Consider the following 14,696-nt stretch of genomic DNA (forward strand, 5'->3'; position numbering starts at 1 on the left):
CCTCACTTACCTAATTTGAATACTGAATTAAAGAAGCTAAATAATGCATCACCGGCAATAAAACCTGCTGCCATAATACTCATAGGCGTTTCAGCTTCTTTACCCTTTGCTTTTAACCAAATCAACCGTATTGCAATACCAGTTAAAACGGCAAAGCCGGCATAAGGTGTCAAGATCAATAAACCGGTAGCAAACAAAACTCCTAATTGGCGAGTGGGTCCACCAATCAACTGAAGGATGGCTCCAGGGATTGCCCATAGTAATAATTGCTTTGCCACATCTGCTGAAGTACCCGCTTGAATCGTAGAAACATACACTGCATCAATTGGCGGTACAAGGTTTTGGGCAAAATAACCTTTGTAGGTAACAACCACTGTTAAAAGGGCCACACCAAATGCGATCATCGCTGTAATATATTGCTGCTTTCGTCCTGCAATTTCAAAGGCTTTGTCCTTGCCTTCTCCACGCAAGATATGACCTGTCTTAAAGTCATAGCCCATATCAGCAAATGCTGGTCCGGTTGCTGCACTAAACCCTGCAAGCAGTGCAAGCGCTAATGGAGGAAAACCGATCATCATCCCAATAAGCAGGGTAATAAAGGCTACAGCGAAAGCTGGGAACCAACCCGAATGCATCGCCGCGATCCCTACGATTAATTCATGAACGAAGGCAGCAAAGGCAGCAAAGATTAAGAATCCGATAAACATGCCTGGAGACATGTCCGTCATGATGCCTCCTGTAAGCGCAATAATTAAGGCAACGGCAAGATAGGCCGCGAAACCTAATCCTAACGCCTTTCTTGCTTTCTTTATTGGGCGCGTATAATCTTCATCGTCAGAAACTTCAACAGCGGCTGCCACTTCATCCTTACTTGATTGTCCTGTTGGTTTCTGTTTAGCAAAAATCAACATCGAAACCTGAACTAATGCTACGATTCCGGCACCAATCATGAGTCCATGCGGGATATAAAGCGCGTTAACATCCACACCAAACACAGGAATGGAGTACTGGCGAAATAATAGACCGATACCAAACATGGAAAGTGCCCAGATATTTCCGATAAAGGCTACACCAAATGCCGACATTGGAATATGAAGGAATGAACCGATCACACCAATTAATGTACCGATTCCAAGTAGACCCGCCCGCTTACCACCTTTATCTCCGGCTAGTATCGCTTGTGCAGTTGCAACCCCTGGCGCCCACGTTCCTTTGGCAGGAAATAGCTTAGAATCGAAAAGTTTATAGAGGAGTGCTGCATCGATAAACATAGCTAAGGCAGCACCAATTAACATTGGTACAATTAATTCCGGTGCACCCATGAGAAAAGGGATCCCAATTGGAATTAATAAGCTATTAGCTGCACCAAACGTTGCGGCCGAGATCGAAGTTTGCACCAGATTCTGCCGATGAATCGATTTGTATCGTTTGAAAATAGTAACTGGAATTCTAGCAATTAGCATGGCCAGTAATGCACCTATAATGGAAGTATTTGGCGTTACCCCGAGGCTAACAATAATCTGCATCCCGATTATGGCACCAAAAACTGCTGTAACGATTGTTAAAATAAGGGTAAATGGTTCGAATATACGTGGATGCTTGTCCTCTTTTTGTTCATGTTTCATAGAAATGTCCCCCAATCAAAATTTGAATAACTCAGCCATCCGACTTGTTTAATAGAATATTGCTTTTTATAATAATCATAAAATTTAACTTGTTCACTCTTACCATCGGTAGATATTCGCAAAATTACAAAAACTAAGGATGGGTTTATCTCATTTCCTTGTTAATCATATCATTGGTTTTGACCATTCGTCGTGCAACTAATTCAGGTTGTTCCTTACTAAAAAAACCTTTCTGCACCGCACTAAAAATAATACCGACAAACACAAGTGCTGTACCAACCATTTGCTGTACCGTTACTGCGGTTTGGTAAATCAAAAAAGTAAGCAGCATCGTCATTAAGGGTTGTAGATTTAGCACAATTGCAGACCTAGCAGCGCCTACAGTGTTCATTGCCATATTCCATATCATCGAGGTTACACCTTGACCAATAATCACCGACAATACCGCAAATCCCCAAACCAAGAACGAATGATTCCAATTAATCGGCGAACTTACTAAAATGAAAGGATCAAAGATTACGGCACTGATCATAAAGCTATAGGTTGTAATGATAAACGTAGATAACCTTTTTGAAAGCATTCGCACAAATATTAGGTTGCACGAGAATGTTGCTGTCGCCCCGAAAAGAAGCAAATCACCAATATTAAAAACAAATTTCCAATTAACTGATAGCACAAAAAATATTCCTAAAATGGCAATGGAACTGCCGATAATCATTCGCAATGTTATCTTTTCATTTAGAAATACTGCCGCTAATCCTGCAGTAATTAAAGGTGATAAGCTAAAAATTAAGGAGGCATTAGTGGCTGTCGAATATTTTAGACCAGTAAACAAAAAGATTTGATTTGCAACTAACCCAATTAGACTAGCAAAACAAAATAGCAAAAGTTCTTTACGTTTCAGACGAACAAAAGATTTTGTCAAAAAAGCCAATAAACAAAAGAAAATGGATATAACAGTCAGACTGAAGGCTGAAAGAAATAAGGGAGAAAATTTTTCAAGTAAAAATTGACGTGCTAGGTAGTTTCCCGCCCAAATGAAGACACATAATAAGAGCATAAAATACGATTTGGCCAAAGAAAAACCTTCTTTCAAAACTAAAGCTTAAAGATCTTTCCTCCATAATTCAGGAACACTTGATGCATTATTTTATTGTGGATATCGACAGCTGTCGATACAATGTAGCTGCAAACATTCCCTCGGATTCCACAGCATCAATAATTGGCACGTTTAATTCATCTCGCAAAAGATCTGCTAGTCCGATTGTGGAGAAACCAGTACAGGCAAACAAAATCACCTTCGCACCTTGATCTACTAACAATCTCGCTGCCTCTAGCCCTTTTTGGCGCCCAGTTGGAGTCAATAAATCGGTTGTATTCGTCACACCCTCTGGTCTTATATTTCCTACTAACAATTTTCCCAAGAGGTTTTTTACAACTTGAGGAACAGTTTCGGTAATCCCAAGAACGCCCACTGGCTCACCAATCGCTAATGCCGTAAGAGCAGCAGCACTCCCTGCACCAATTACTGGAATAGATACCGCATTGCGAAGCTCATCAATGGCTGGATCCGCTGCACAGCTGATAACAAGGAGTGTACTTCCCTCTTGTTCCATTTTTTTGCCTAACTCAACAATTTTTGGAACAGCTAACGCTTCCGTCTCGTCATTAAAAATCCCAAAATGTTGATTGGATATGCATTTAGTTACGGTTGGTACGTCATAGTATTTTTTTATAACTTTCCCATGCTGTTCCAAAATTTCTACTTGCTCTGTGGTAAAAACACGGATAATGCCAATCATATGAATCTCCCCTTTCCCTAAATGAGTAATTCAACGTGTTTCTGAAATAGATTGAAAGTATTGAATATTTATAATTCTAAATATATTTACCTTTTTCGACAATGTACCCAATCAACAAAATTAAATAGGGACTATTGTGCTCTCAGCACAACAGACCCTATTCTATGTTTACATTTTTAATTGATAATAAACAATGCAAAAATAATATACAAATCTTTCACGGAAATTTTCAATATCGATATCGTCAATCTCCCGAATTCTATCAATGCGGTATTTTACGGAATTTCGGTGAATAAATAGCTGTTTTGCCGTTTCAACTAAACTCCCGCCAGATGATAAATAGTAATAAAATGTTTTTAAATAGTCGGTCCCATTTTCTTTATCATACTGACAAAGCTTTCCTATTTTCTTTTCAACAAACTTATCAATATCAACATTTTCAGAAGCGCCTATTAATAAATGGTACATTTCGATTTCTTCATAGGTGAACACTTGGTGATTTATATCCATTTTCGAACCAATTAAAATTGCTTTTTTTGCTTTTATAAAACTACGCTGAATTTCCCATAAAGGAGAGCTCCCTCCGAATCCAATGAGAACACGACTCCATTCTTTAATAAAGGGTGTAAGTATTTCAGCCCAATTTAAAGACTTTGCCTGTAGGTTCGGATTTTTAGTTTGATCTAAGCTCTGTGAGGCGAGCAGTAATACTAACCGACTTCCTTGCCTATGTATATGCGACTTCAGATGGAATTTTTGAGACTCATGTTTGATTAGTAAATTTATTTTAGCAATAAAAAGAGCACTCTCATCGTTTTCAATCTCAACAATGGCAATTTCCCAAATTCCTTCTGTTCTTAGCCCTAACTGGGTTCCTCTATTTATTACCACTTGTTTCGATAAGGGTAATCCGTTTAATAGTTCTTCAATAAAATCACCACGCAGCTTTATCTCCGTATCTAATGCCGTTTTTATTCTCATTAACTCTAAAGAAAATACGAGCTTTGCTTGCTCAATGCATACAAGGTCTAGTTCATCTAATTTTTTCTTGCCGAGAAAAAGTTTTCCTTCCAATTGCTTATCTACTTTAATACTCCAGTATCGAGTTTCAGAAGATGAAATATCTGAAGCATTTATCGGCGACGAAACAATTGTTTCTCCTGCCTTATCCATTAGCCAAATCGGTGCTTTTAGCAATGCGGCAACATTGTCGGCTACTGCCTGAATACCGCTATTGTCTAGTACTAGTGTTGTCAAAGTCTTGTAAATCTCTTCTGATCTCCTGAGCAGAGAAGCTTGTTTATCAATAATTTGTTCCATGACTGAATGAATAATATCCATGTATGGAACATTATTTGGTAGCTGTATTAGCGGTAAGTTATAGTTATTACTCATTTGGACCATTTCAATCGGCATATCATGTAAAAATCTTTCAGTTTTAATCGCTAATGCTGCGGCTTCTTTTTGTGCTAATTGTTCCACTAATTTCGGAAGTAATGTTGGGTCATGTCGAATGGCATATGCAGTAGTTAGCAATAATTCCCCTTCTCTCAACCAGCCACTAACATCAGGAACTTCCATAATGTCTATATGTCTTACAATCCGATTTAGTCCTTCTTCGCCGCTGATTACTTTGGCATCTTTTAATATTGGAAGGCGCAGCAGTTCCCTTAATGTTATTCCTGCTGGATTCATCATATTTCACCTCTTTCATGTTTACTTAGATTTACAAATTAGTTTTCAAAAAATGGTGGTTTATATATTGTAGCATCGCAACTTCTCTAATACTGGAAAGAGCTGTTCTAAATGTTTAATTTCAAAGGTCGGAATGACTTCATTTTGATCTTTGTCATGACGATTAATCCATACGGTTATGATTCCTGCTCGATTCGCTCCTAGCACATCTGTCATCAGGTTATCTCCAACCATGATAACTTCCTCTTTTTTTAGGGACATTCGAGACAAGGCGTGTTCGAAAATGGAAGGATCGGGCTTTCCTCTGCCAAAATCACCAGAAATGACAATATGATCAAAATAGGGAACAAGTTCTGGTGTTATTGCTAATTTTGTTTTTTGCAGGTCGGGTGATCCATTTGTTAATAGAAGTAGCTTGTACTTTTCTTGTAATCTATCTAATATTTTGAATGTTTCTTCGTATACAAAAGGCAGGTTTCTTCGTTCTTGCGGAAAACGCTCTGCCAGTTCATATCCAAAATCCTGGTCATCGACTCCCATTTTTTTAAGACCTGTAGTCCAAGCTTCTTTCCGATAATCAGGCACAATTTCCTTCATCTTTTTAAAATCATCTTGATCGTCTAAAAATTCCCCCCAGAGTCCTTCAAACGGGTTGATGCCAATCATTTGTGTAAAAGGATAAAACTCATAAGAAGAGTATAAATCTCTGGCTGCCTCGCGAACCGCTTCCTCCAGTTCATTGGGGTCTAGTTGCCCATACCGCTCTTTCGCTACCTTGCACGTCGCCACAAATGCTTCCTTAATACTTTTTTGATCCCAAAGCAATGTATCATCTAAATCAAAAAATATCGCTTTTATCATTTGAAGTCCTCACTTTTTAGATAGAATTTTAACCAGTTTACCATTTTTAGAAATTTTTGAATATACAGAAGCCATAACTCTGCCTTTAAAATTAAAAATCCTCCTGCCAAAAGCGGCTAAGAGTGAACCTAACTTTTTCAATCATTTTGAGGGAATTATTGTTAGAATAAGAGTATGAAATCACTTAGGTCAGCGATTGAGGTGAATAGATATGAAAAGGAAGAGGAGAAAGAAAAAGTATCGAAAAATTATATGGGAGAAGCCTGAAAAAATGATTAACTTGAAAAGACAGCTGACATTCTTAAGAGAAAACACTAGGAAAATCCTTAATGATCAAGAAATCTATTATGATGAAATGCAAAATCAAATGGACATCGCTAAGTATTATCAGTCAAGTTCCAAACCTGGCACAGATAGATTAGAACTATTTTACCAATATCATGAATTATTATCTGAAACACATAAAAATTGTGTTCCCTATTTTATAAGTAAGGATTTGTATTTATATACCTGGGTCGACCTATATCCCGATGGTACAGTTAAAAGTATCTATTCAGGGGCCGAGAAGGACCCAGAGATTTTAATTATTGAGGATTATGAAATCATTCGTCAAAGATATGAAGAATTCCAGCATTACCTTGAAAAAGTAAACCAGAATGACTTTGAGTCAATGAAGGAGTTAAAAGCAATTGAATGGAAATATCGGTTAAACACAGAACATATTGTGCCACAATCATGGTTTGGCGCCATCGAGCCCATGAAAGGAGATTTACATCACCTGTTTATTTGTGAGCCAGAATGTAATATTGCGCGTTCAAATTTCATTTATGAGGACTTTAACTTCTATCAGCCAGAATCACCAAATGAGCCTATTAAAAATCAATGCGGTGTGTCCAATGGAAAAGGGTTTGAACCAGAGTTTGGCAAAGGTGCCGCTGCACGTGCAATGCTATATTTTCTAATTCGCTATCCAAGTGAGATTAAAAAGGCATTCCGAAGGCAAATAGACATTTCCCTGCTAGCTAAATGGCACCAAGACTTCCCAGTTACACTTTATGAAAGACATCGCAATCAAGCGATTTACGGTATCCAGGGAAACCGCAACCCGTTCATTGATTTCCCAGATTTAATAAACAAAATTAACTTCCCCGTAACATGACCAAAAATATTATCGTAGAAAATGGTTATCTTCACACAACAATAAAAGGATTGGAAAGTCAGATTGATATTGTTTATATTATTTGTTATAATATATTGGTGTAACATTATTAAGGGGGAACTTTTTTTGTCGATTGAAGTAGGCAGCAAGGTACAAGGTAAAGTAACAGGTATTACTAATTTTGGAGCTTTTGTTGAATTGCCAGGAGGCTCAACAGGTCTTGTGCATATCAGTGAAGTTGCTGATAGCTATGTAAAAGACGTAAATGATCACCTCAAAGTAGGCGACCAAATTGAAGTAAAAGTAATTAGTGAAAAAGACGGTAAAACTGCCTTGTCCATTAAACAAGCTATAGACAGACCTGAAGGACAAACATCTTCTTATTCCAAGCGTCCACCACGCCAAGGAAGAGATGATAGGAACTCTAAGGACTTCCGTTCAAAAAGCAATTTTAAACCAAAGGAAAATTTTGAAGATAAGATGGCTCGTTTTTTAAAGACTAGCGAAGAAAACTTAACTAGTATTAAACGCAGCACCGAAACAAAACGCGGCGGCAGAGGCGGAAGACGCGGATAAACTGTCGCATATCTTTCTTCATCATTAAATAAAGGCAAGCCACTTAATATGGCTTGCCTTCTTTGTCGTTGTGCAGCCCATCCTCCTGTTCATGACGACAGTAATGTTCTTTCGTTATTTTTATTAGTATTCTCCATCATCGTTGGATCTATGGTTTTTTGATGTCCAACAACTAGTAAATTCATTTCGGGATCCCTCGAAATCATAATCACTCCATTTCTAATCAACGATTGACTTCCAATTACTGCATTTTCAATCCAAACATCTTTTTCGATAATTGTATCAGGCAAGATAACAGAGTTTTTTATTGAGGCTCCCTTTTCTACCTTTACACCGTTAAATATTACTGATTTTTCAATTGTTCCGTATATCTCACATCCTTCACTTAATAAGCTATGATGCACCATTGCTCTTTCATCTATAAATAACGGTGGTCCATACCTTGTTACTGTGTCAATCCTCCATTCTGGATTTTTCAGGAAAATATTTTTTTCCTTATTTAATAGGTCTAAGTTCGCCTGCCAATAACTAAAGACAGTCCCTACATCCCTCCAATACTTATTAAAATAATAGGCATATAGCTTCATACCATCTCTCAACATGGAGGGTATGATATCCTTACCAAAATCCTTATCACTAATTTCCTTTTGCTCCTCCTTCCACAAATATTCCTTCAGAACCTGCCAACTAAAAATGTAGACACCCATCGAAGCTAAATTCGATGTCGGTTTAACTGGCTTTTCTTCGAAATCATTAATTTTCAAGGTAGTCCTATCAAGTTTTATAATCCCAAATCGGTTTGCTTCTTCCCATGGAACCTCAACTACGGCAATCGTACAGTCTGCTTGTGTTTCAATATGCTGCTCAAGCATCAGCGAATAGTCCATCTTATAAACCTGATCAGCAGAAAGAATGAGCACGTATTTAGGGCTATATAGCTCGATAAATTCAATATATTGATACACAGCATGTGAAGTACCCTGCCCCCCTCCCTTCCTTAGGTATTCGGGAAGAAATGTGACACCTCCTTTCTTCTCATTCATAGCCCAACTGGAACCAATTCCAAGATGCGAATATAAAACAAGCGGCCTATAGTCTGTTAATATCCCAACTGTCTCAATTCCTGAATTCTTACAGTTACTTAAAGCAAAATCGATAATTCTGTATTTTCCACCAAACGGAACTGCTGGTTTTACACTATTATTTGTCAGCGGTTTTAATCTTGTCCCCTTTCCACCAGCCAAAAGCATAGCGATCCATTTTTGTTTTCTCATTTTCATCACCTCCTTGTTTATCATTTCACAATGCATCTCTGGTTGTTTATCGTTTCCGTTTATACTTTTATTATTACCTATATTTTCTAGAATCTCTGGTTAGTTGTTACAGTTCTATGAACGTTTCTTACTTTTTAATCGACACTCAAAAAGCAAAAAACACTTAAAAAGGCTATAATTGTCGCTTCTTAAGAATTAAAAAACTCTAGAAATGTCATCTAGAGTTTTCTCAATAAGGAATTGTATCTTACCTAATAGCTATTCAATTATAAACTTCTCTATTGTCTTTTGACCAATTTCACTTTCCGTAAATATAAATGAAACCGTGTTACCTTCTTTAAGTAATGGATATTGTTGGATTGCTTCTTGAGATAATTGAAATGATTCTTCACTACCTTCATATATTAACTCAATTGAATGTGGATCAATTTGGCCAACTAGTTCACCTGAGCCCTGCGAATATAAAGAACTCTCAACAAATAAGTCCATTACAACTTTTGCCTCTTCTTCTTTGGCTGTTAAAAAAACCTCTATTTTGTATTGACCATTGGCTAAATCAGAAATGATAAACTCATTTATAATCTCTTCGTTATTTTCTAGGGTTAATTCAATTATAGCTTGTGTAGATGAAACTTCATCAGAATACTGCTTTACTTTTTCCCCCTTCAGATTATAAACGATAAAATCTGCCTTTAGTCCACTTGGAAAAGTAAGTTTTTTAGGTTTCCCAGAGATATTTTTAACCTTGTAAGTAACAACAACAGAATTGTTCTCTTCCTTTGTTGTAATGGAAGAATGGAATTCAGCTGCAATTTCCTCCTGGGGTGGTAAATCTGATTTTACACCTCCAGTACTGCCATTAGTATTTGCTCCCTTTCCACAGCCAGTTAATAATCCTATTATTACTACTGTACTCAGCACAATAGTAATTTTATTGTTAAGCATAATTATACTCTCCTTTTATTCAATAAGTGGAATTTACTGGTTCAACGGTATAGTCGTTAAAAAGGAGATAGAGGTTACACAGTCCATGCATAAATTTTATTCCTCACAAAAATAGACGGATGACAAAAAAGCTACCGCATAGAAAAATACACTGGTTAAAAGCATTTTAAAAAAAAAAGACTCTGAATAACATATTGTTATCAGAGTCCTTATGAAATGAGTTTTAAACCGATCGCAGAAGCAAGAATCAGTGCAATAAAAAAGATTCTTTTCCATTCTTTTGGTTCACCATATAAAAACATTCCTAATAAGGTAGAACCTATTGTACCTATACCTGTCCAAACTCCATAAGCCGTTCCCATCGGTATCGTTTTCATGGCGTACGATAAAAGGAATAGACTCGCCCCAAAACTAAGAATTAAATAAATAGCTCCGTCCCATTTTTTCATTGTCAATCGTTTAATGTTAAGCACCCCGAGAACTTCGGAGCTGCCAGCTAGTATTAAAGCAAACCAATCCATTATTAAGCCCCTCTTTTTACATTCGATTCTTGTTGGTCAGACGGTTCACCCGTCACCATTTTTAATCCAATCACTCCAATTAGCAGTGTACCTATCAATAGAAGTTTGTAAAAATTAAACGGTTCTCCAAATATGACCATTTCCGCCAAAACCGCTCCCGCTGTTCCAATTCCAGTAAAAACGGCATAAACTGTCCCTAACGGCAAGTAGTGCGTTGCTTTGATCAGCACATAAAAGCTTGCCACAACAGCAATCAATGTCGCTGTCCATTCTAATAGGCTATCGGAGTGTTTTAGGCCAGCTACCCACACGACTTCAAACATACCCGCAAACAACACAGCAAGCCAATACTTATTCATTCTTTTCCCTCCCTGCAGCTGGTTCCTTGCCAAAAAATTTGCCAAGCAGCATCAACCCGGATTTTATACCTTTGATTTCCCCCATATAAAAGCTCAACCAATACTCCATCAATTAGCGTGAGATACGCAATTGCTACTGCTTCTATATTATTACCGCTTAATTCACCCTTTATTTTTGCCTGGTTCAGGAGTTTGATAAGATTCCTTTTCAGTCCATCAAGAAATGGATTAACAATTTTCGTCACTTCATCAAAAAGCGCGGGTGGCGGAAAGAAAGAAATTCTTAGAAAAAGTTTAGTTGTACTCGATTCATTGAATCCTTGTTCTAACCATTCAAATATTCCATGTAATTTTGTTTTTAGCGGTAAACTTTCGCTTGTTTGAAAATAGGTTAAAATCCGCCTTCTTTCTATATATAATACATGCCCGACAACGGATAAAAACAGATCATCCTTTCCTTTGTAATGCGCATATATACTTGGTTTTTTTATTCCCACTTCTTCAGCGATCTTACTTAAGGACGCACCTTCATACCCAAAATGGGCAAAATGCTTTAGTGCGACATCTCGTATTTTGGCTGCACTCATCAACAACACCTACCTAACGTTCGGTAGGTTTATTTTCTCTCATTATAAATAATTTGTCAATTTATATTTTTTAGTGATTTAATTAGTAAAATAAATCAATGCATTTAGAAAAATAGTTTTGACAATTTTGTGAACAAAGTGAATAATATATAAAAAAGGAGGCTGCATAATGGAATCTAACTTTACTATCTTAAATGCGGTTAAATATGTAGGGGCATCCATACTTACCATTGGAATGATTATTTTTTCACTTGGCTTTTTTGCAAACGGTTCCAGTGCAATGACTGGCATCGGTATTGGCACGATTATGGGTGCCGTGTTTATTTTTCTAATGGGTGTCTTTTTTGTAGCAACTGAAGAGATGCTGGAAAAATCCTTCAAGGGTATTGAGGTAACAAAAATGAAATCAAAAAATGGAGCGCCATTGTAAAATGACGCTCCATTCTTTTTTACATATCCCAAACCATTGTTAGTAATGTTCCAAAAACCGTAATTAATGCAATGAATATACCATAATAAATATTGGTATAAATTGCCCCTTTGTCGTTCGTTTCACCAGCGTGCATAAACACGATCAGTTGAACCGCCGCTTGTATGAATGCTGTTACGATCAGGATTGTCATTCCAACAGCAAAGCTCATATCTAAAAAATAAACCGACAAAGCAACTGTTGTAAGCAGTAATGAAAAGACAAATCCCATAACCTGATTCATCGGGAATAATTCTTTCATGTTTACATCATTCCTTTCAGGTAGACGAAGCTAAAAATGAAAATCCAAACAACGTCTAAGAAATGCCAGTATAGAGAAAAGATAAACGATTTATTTGCTGTTTCAGGAGTCAAGCCACGCTTTTTTATCTGCAGGAGGATAAAGATTCCCCAGATTAATCCAAAGGTTACGTGTGCTCCATGTGTGCCTAATGTGGTTAAAAGGATCGCCGTAAAGGCACTTGTTTGCAGTCCTGCTCCTACATGAACATAATGAACAAATTCATATATCTCAAATCCTAAAAATCCCGCACCAAGCAGCAGTGTAATCCCAAAGAATATCATCATGGCTTTCTTGTTGCCGATTCTCATGGCATGGATTCCCAAACCAATGATAAAACTACTTGTTAAAAGTAAAATAGTCTCTATCAGTACTGGAGCAATTTCAAAAATTTCTGCCCCTGTAGGTCCTGTTCCTGTCCGATCCACTAAGGTGAAATAGGATGCAAACAGTGTCCCGAAAAGCATAATTTCAGCACCCAAGAAAATCCAAAACCCTAAAATGTTAAGCTTATTTTGGTCTGTACTATATTCAAGTGGAAGCGAGTGATCTATTTTCATTATTTCGCACCTCGCATTTTGGTTTCAGTTTCTTCAATTTCTTTAACAGAAATATAACGTCCATGATCCTTCTCAAAGGAACGGAGAGCCATACAGACAAAGATACCAATGGTAGTAAGAATGCCTGGAATCCATAATCCGAATACAAATGAGAATCCCCAAGCGAAGAAGATCGCCCCCATGATAAATGGTACCCCGCTGTTATTTGGCATATGGATTTTTTCATAATCTCCTTTAAATAAAACATGCCCCTTTTTCTTTGCATCCCATAAGCCTTCAGATGATTCAACTTGTGGAATAATTGCAAAGTTATATTCTGGAACAGGGTTATGCGTGGCCCACTCAAGTGAACGTGCATCCCAAGGATCTGAACCAATATCTCTTGAAGCATAACGAGTACTGTAGTAGATGTTATAGACAATTAATGCAAAGCCTATTGCCATTCCAAATGCCCCGATGAAGGAAATCATATTCCAAATTCCAAATCCAGTTGATTCAGAGTAAGTGTACATTCTACGTGCTTGCCCATCCAAACCAGAAAAGAACATCGGCATAAAGGCGACAAGGGTACTAATTGAAATCACCCAAGCGGCAATTTTCCCAATCTTTTCATTCAGCATGAAACCGAACATTTTCGGCCAATAGTAGGTTAGCCCAGCCAGCATCGCAAAGACCACTCCTGGAATAATTACCATATGGAAGTGAGCGACTAAGAACATCGTATTATGATATTGGTAATCCGCTGCTGACATCGCGAGCATCACACCTGTTACCCCACCGATGGTAAACGTCGGTAAAAACAGGATTGAATATAACATAGGTGTTGTAATAACAATTTTCCCTTTCCAAAGCGTGAACAACCAGTTAAAGATCTTCACTCCGGTTGGTACAGCTATCGCCATAGTGGTAATCGAGAAGATACTGTTAGTAAGAGCACCTTGACCCATAGTAAAGAAATGGTGAGTCCAAACTAAGAAAGAAAGTAATGAAATGATAACCATTGAGCCAACCATCGATTTATAGCCATAGAGATTACGCTTTGAAAAGGTTGAAATAATCTCACTATAAATACCAAACGCCGGCAGAATTAAGATATACACTTCAGGATGTCCCCAGACCCAGAACAAGTTAGCCCAAAGCATATCCATCCCGCCATTTGAAGTGGTAAAGAAATTAGTTGCAAATAGCCTATCCATTGTACCCATTAGCAGAGCTACTGTTAACACAGGAAAAGCGAAAACGATGATGATGTTAGCAACTAATGATGACCATGTGAACATTGGCATTTTCATCATTGTCATACCTGGCGCTCTCATTTTTAAAATAGTCGTAATCATGTTAATCCCAGTCATCAAAGTACCGAGACCTGAAATCTGCAGAGCGAACATATAATAGTTCGTTCCGACTGATTCACTAAATTCATTACCCGCAAGGGGGAAATACGAAGTCCATCCTGCATCAGGTGAACCGCCGACGACGAATGAGATGTTTAATAACATTGCACCGGCAAAGAATAACCAGAAACTGAGTGCATTTAAGCGCGGAAACGCAACGTCACGCGCCCCAATTTGTAATGGTACAACAAAGTTCATTAATGCCATGATGAATGGCATCGCCATAAAGATAATCATTACCACCCCATGTGTGGAGAAAATCTCATTATAATGCTGGGCATCTAATAGTTTGTTTTCAGGTACCGCAAGTTGGGCTCGCATCATTATTGCATCCGCCCCGCCGCGGAATAACATTATCAATGCCGAGATTAAATACATAATACCGATTCGTTTGTGGTCTACTGTTGTTAACCATTCACGCCACAGATAACCCCATTTCTTAAAATATGTTAACCCAGCAATAACCGCGATCACGGTCAGACCAATGGCAACCATTGAGGCGTAAATCGCAGGACTCGGGTGTGGAACAGCAAAGCGACTAAAGAAATCCATGCTAGTATATCTCCTT

17 protein-coding genes are annotated in these 14,696 nt (G+C 37.8%); 4 read left to right on the forward strand and 13 right to left on the reverse strand.

Translation table 11 applies throughout. From position 1 onward, the window contains the following. Window positions 1-2: 2 nt before the first annotated feature. Window positions 3-1,625, reverse strand: a complete 1,623-nt coding sequence (locus NSS81_RS00975; protein WP_342431717.1) for an OPT/YSL family transporter — start codon at window positions 1,623-1,625, stop codon at window positions 3-5. Between the two features lie 145 nt (window positions 1,626-1,770). Continuing rightward, complete coding sequence (locus tag NSS81_RS00980; RefSeq protein WP_342434155.1) at window positions 1,771-2,211, reverse strand: DMT family transporter; 441 nt, start codon at window positions 2,209-2,211, stop codon at window positions 1,771-1,773. Here NSS81_RS00980 and NSS81_RS00985 point away from each other — a divergent pair. Next, entirely contained in the window at window positions 2,174-2,470 is a 297-nt protein-coding gene (locus tag NSS81_RS00985) for a hypothetical protein (RefSeq protein WP_342434159.1), read from the forward strand. The two genes, NSS81_RS00980 and NSS81_RS00985, sit on opposite strands and share 38 nt — an antisense overlap. Window positions 2,471-2,770: 300 nt before the next feature. Here the strand turns inward: NSS81_RS00985 and NSS81_RS00990 are convergent, their stop codons facing one another. The 3 genes from NSS81_RS00990 to NSS81_RS01000 form a co-directional block, all read right to left on the reverse strand. Beyond that, window positions 2,771-3,427 carry an aspartate/glutamate racemase family protein gene (locus NSS81_RS00990; RefSeq protein ID WP_342431718.1) on the reverse strand — a complete coding sequence of 219 codons (657 nt, stop codon included), beginning with the start codon at window positions 3,425-3,427 and terminating at the stop codon, window positions 2,771-2,773. 168 nt (window positions 3,428-3,595) lie between these two features. Continuing rightward, window positions 3,596-5,125, reverse strand: coding sequence for a PucR family transcriptional regulator ligand-binding domain-containing protein (locus NSS81_RS00995; RefSeq protein WP_342431719.1), 1,530 nt, complete (start codon window positions 5,123-5,125; stop codon window positions 3,596-3,598). 57 nt (window positions 5,126-5,182) lie between these two features. Further along, complete coding sequence (locus tag NSS81_RS01000; RefSeq protein WP_342431720.1) at window positions 5,183-5,983, reverse strand: HAD family hydrolase; 801 nt, start codon at window positions 5,981-5,983, stop codon at window positions 5,183-5,185. A 211-nt stretch (window positions 5,984-6,194) separates the two neighbouring features. Between NSS81_RS01000 and NSS81_RS01005 the strand changes: the two genes are divergently transcribed. Together NSS81_RS01005 and NSS81_RS01010 are read left to right on the forward strand one after the other, a co-directional pair. Beyond that, entirely contained in the window at window positions 6,195-7,142 is a 948-nt protein-coding gene (locus NSS81_RS01005) for an endonuclease (protein ID WP_342431721.1), read from the forward strand. A 126-nt stretch (window positions 7,143-7,268) separates the two neighbouring features. Continuing rightward, a complete protein-coding gene (locus NSS81_RS01010; protein WP_342431722.1) occupies window positions 7,269-7,718 on the forward strand; it encodes a S1 domain-containing RNA-binding protein in 450 nt (149 codons plus the stop codon). 89 nt (window positions 7,719-7,807) lie between these two features. Here NSS81_RS01010 and NSS81_RS01015 read toward each other — a convergent pair whose 3' ends face one another. The 5 genes from NSS81_RS01015 to NSS81_RS01035 all read right to left on the reverse strand — a co-directional run bounded on the left by NSS81_RS01015 (window position 7,808) and on the right by NSS81_RS01035 (window position 11,404). Next, a complete protein-coding gene (locus tag NSS81_RS01015) occupies window positions 7,808-8,992 on the reverse strand; it encodes a glucose-1-phosphate adenylyltransferase (RefSeq protein WP_342431723.1) in 1,185 nt (394 codons plus the stop codon). Between the two features lie 258 nt (window positions 8,993-9,250). Continuing rightward, window positions 9,251-9,937 carry a BsuPI-related putative proteinase inhibitor gene (locus tag NSS81_RS01020; protein ID WP_342431724.1) on the reverse strand — a complete coding sequence of 229 codons (687 nt, stop codon included), beginning with the start codon at window positions 9,935-9,937 and terminating at the stop codon, window positions 9,251-9,253. Between the two features lie 209 nt (window positions 9,938-10,146). Then, window positions 10,147-10,458, reverse strand: coding sequence for a multidrug efflux SMR transporter (locus tag NSS81_RS01025; protein ID WP_342431725.1), 312 nt, complete (start codon window positions 10,456-10,458; stop codon window positions 10,147-10,149). Between the two features lie 2 nt (window positions 10,459-10,460). Further along, a complete protein-coding gene (locus NSS81_RS01030) occupies window positions 10,461-10,817 on the reverse strand; it encodes a multidrug efflux SMR transporter (RefSeq protein ID WP_342431726.1) in 357 nt (118 codons plus the stop codon). Beyond that, window positions 10,814-11,404 carry a TetR/AcrR family transcriptional regulator gene (locus NSS81_RS01035; RefSeq protein ID WP_342431727.1) on the reverse strand — a complete coding sequence of 197 codons (591 nt, stop codon included), beginning with the start codon at window positions 11,402-11,404 and terminating at the stop codon, window positions 10,814-10,816. Before NSS81_RS01035 ends, NSS81_RS01030 begins: the two co-directional genes overlap by 4 nt. Before the next feature lie 169 nt (window positions 11,405-11,573). Between NSS81_RS01035 and NSS81_RS01040 the strand changes: the two genes are divergently transcribed. Then, a complete protein-coding gene (locus tag NSS81_RS01040; RefSeq protein WP_342431728.1) occupies window positions 11,574-11,834 on the forward strand; it encodes a hypothetical protein in 261 nt (86 codons plus the stop codon). Between the two features lie 19 nt (window positions 11,835-11,853). On the opposite strand, the gene qoxD is transcribed toward NSS81_RS01040, so the two are convergent. The 3 genes from qoxD to qoxB are packed head-to-tail and all read right to left on the reverse strand — an operon-like array spanning window position 11,854 to window position 14,680. After that, complete coding sequence (qoxD, locus tag NSS81_RS01045; RefSeq protein WP_342431729.1) at window positions 11,854-12,135, reverse strand: cytochrome aa3 quinol oxidase subunit IV; 282 nt, start codon at window positions 12,133-12,135, stop codon at window positions 11,854-11,856. A gap of 2 nt (window positions 12,136-12,137) precedes the next feature. Continuing rightward, window positions 12,138-12,734, reverse strand: a complete 597-nt coding sequence (qoxC, locus tag NSS81_RS01050) for a cytochrome aa3 quinol oxidase subunit III (protein ID WP_342431730.1) — start codon at window positions 12,732-12,734, stop codon at window positions 12,138-12,140. Beyond that, a complete protein-coding gene (qoxB, locus tag NSS81_RS01055) occupies window positions 12,734-14,680 on the reverse strand; it encodes a cytochrome aa3 quinol oxidase subunit I (protein WP_342431731.1) in 1,947 nt (648 codons plus the stop codon). Before qoxB ends, qoxC begins: the two co-directional genes overlap by 1 nt. Window positions 14,681-14,696: the final 16 nt, after the last annotated feature.

The sequence above is a fragment of the Neobacillus sp. FSL H8-0543 genome (assembly GCF_038592905.1).
GTDB lineage: Bacteria > Bacillota > Bacilli > Bacillales > Cytobacillaceae > Neobacillus.

Excerpts from the sequence above, each read along its gene's own strand:
- NSS81_RS00975 (WP_342431717.1), bottom strand. The coding sequence starts at position 1,625 with ATGAAACATGAACAAAAAGAGGACAAGCATCCACGTATATTCGAACCA.
- NSS81_RS00985 (WP_342434159.1), top strand. The coding sequence starts at position 2,174 with ATGATAAACGTAGATAACCTTTTTGAAAGCATTCGCACAAATATTAGG.
- NSS81_RS00990 (WP_342431718.1), bottom strand. The coding sequence starts at position 3,427 with ATGATTGGCATTATCCGTGTTTTTACCACAGAGCAAGTAGAAATTTTG.
- NSS81_RS00995 (WP_342431719.1), bottom strand. The coding sequence starts at position 5,125 with ATGATGAATCCAGCAGGAATAACATTAAGGGAACTGCTGCGCCTTCCA.
- NSS81_RS01000 (WP_342431720.1), bottom strand. The coding sequence starts at position 5,983 with ATGATAAAAGCGATATTTTTTGATTTAGATGATACATTGCTTTGGGAT.
- NSS81_RS01005 (WP_342431721.1), top strand. The coding sequence starts at position 6,195 with ATGAAAAGGAAGAGGAGAAAGAAAAAGTATCGAAAAATTATATGGGAG.
- NSS81_RS01015 (WP_342431723.1), bottom strand. The coding sequence starts at position 8,992 with ATGAGAAAACAAAAATGGATCGCTATGCTTTTGGCTGGTGGAAAGGGG.
- NSS81_RS01020 (WP_342431724.1), bottom strand. The coding sequence starts at position 9,937 with ATGCTTAACAATAAAATTACTATTGTGCTGAGTACAGTAGTAATAATA.
- NSS81_RS01025 (WP_342431725.1), bottom strand. The coding sequence starts at position 10,458 with ATGGATTGGTTTGCTTTAATACTAGCTGGCAGCTCCGAAGTTCTCGGG.
- NSS81_RS01030 (WP_342431726.1), bottom strand. The coding sequence starts at position 10,817 with ATGAATAAGTATTGGCTTGCTGTGTTGTTTGCGGGTATGTTTGAAGTC.
- NSS81_RS01035 (WP_342431727.1), bottom strand. The coding sequence starts at position 11,404 with ATGAGTGCAGCCAAAATACGAGATGTCGCACTAAAGCATTTTGCCCAT.
- NSS81_RS01040 (WP_342431728.1), top strand. The coding sequence starts at position 11,574 with ATGGAATCTAACTTTACTATCTTAAATGCGGTTAAATATGTAGGGGCA.
- qoxD (WP_342431729.1), bottom strand. The coding sequence starts at position 12,135 with ATGAAAGAATTATTCCCGATGAATCAGGTTATGGGATTTGTCTTTTCA.
- qoxC (WP_342431730.1), bottom strand. The coding sequence starts at position 12,734 with ATGAAAATAGATCACTCGCTTCCACTTGAATATAGTACAGACCAAAAT.
- qoxB (WP_342431731.1), bottom strand. The coding sequence starts at position 14,680 with ATGGATTTCTTTAGTCGCTTTGCTGTTCCACACCCGAGTCCTGCGATT.